Annotated in this window: 1 protein-coding gene; it reads left to right on the top strand. The window is 55.0% G+C overall.

Features of this window, described 5'->3' with window-relative positions:
- Positions 1 to 210 precede the first annotated feature (210 nt).
- Positions 211 to 636 (top strand): nucleoside-diphosphate kinase, encoded by a 426-nt coding sequence (gene ndk / locus AC1D1X_RS24940; RefSeq protein ID WP_477669353.1) that lies wholly within the window; start codon positions 211 to 213, stop codon positions 634 to 636.
- The last annotated feature ends 87 nt before the right edge of the window (positions 637 to 723 follow it).

The following is a 723-nucleotide window of genomic DNA, read 5'->3' as shown; positions in this document are numbered from 1 at the left end:
CCGGTGGACCGCGCCGCGGCGGTGCCGGTGGTGGAAACCGGGGAGGCGGCAATCGCGGTGGTGGGAGTCGCGGTGGAAATCGATGACCCGCAGAGGCACCTCTAACCGCAAGGTTGATTTGAGCCAATACGCCTACAGGTTAAAATCATAGGCTTTATTCAAATTTTTGAATAATTTACGACTCCAAAAAATTTAAGTTAAGGAAATCTCATGGCAATCGAGCGCACTCTCTCCATCATCAAACCCGACGCCGTGGCGAAAAACGTCATTGGGCAAATCTATGCGCGTTTTGAAGCTGCTGGCTTGAAGCTTGTGGCCGCCAGGATGGCTCACTTGTCGCAAGGCGAGGCTGAGGCTTTTTATGCGGTGCACAAAGAGCGCCCATTCTTCAAAGACCTGGTTTCCTTCATGATTTCCGGCCCCGTCATGATCCAGGCGCTGGAAGGTGAGGGCGCCATCCTGAAAAACCGTGATCTGATGGGAGCTACCGATCCGAAGAAGGCTGCCGCCGGCACCATTCGTGCGGATTTCGCCGACAGCATTGATGCCAATGCCGTCCATGGTTCGGATGCCGCCGAAACGGCCAAGGCGGAAATTGCTTTCTTCTTTCCCGGCATGAACGTTTACTCGCGTTAACTATGTCTCGCCCCATGCTTTGCTACACCCAGCCAGGGCCGTCGCTTGCTTGGGGCAGTTCAGTCGGTTCCCTACTGCGATGACTGC

The organism is Polaromonas sp. P1_G4, from assembly GCF_056405475.1.
The sequence above is the reverse complement of the archived record's forward strand: the minus strand, read 5'-3'. Positions and strand labels throughout refer to the sequence as shown.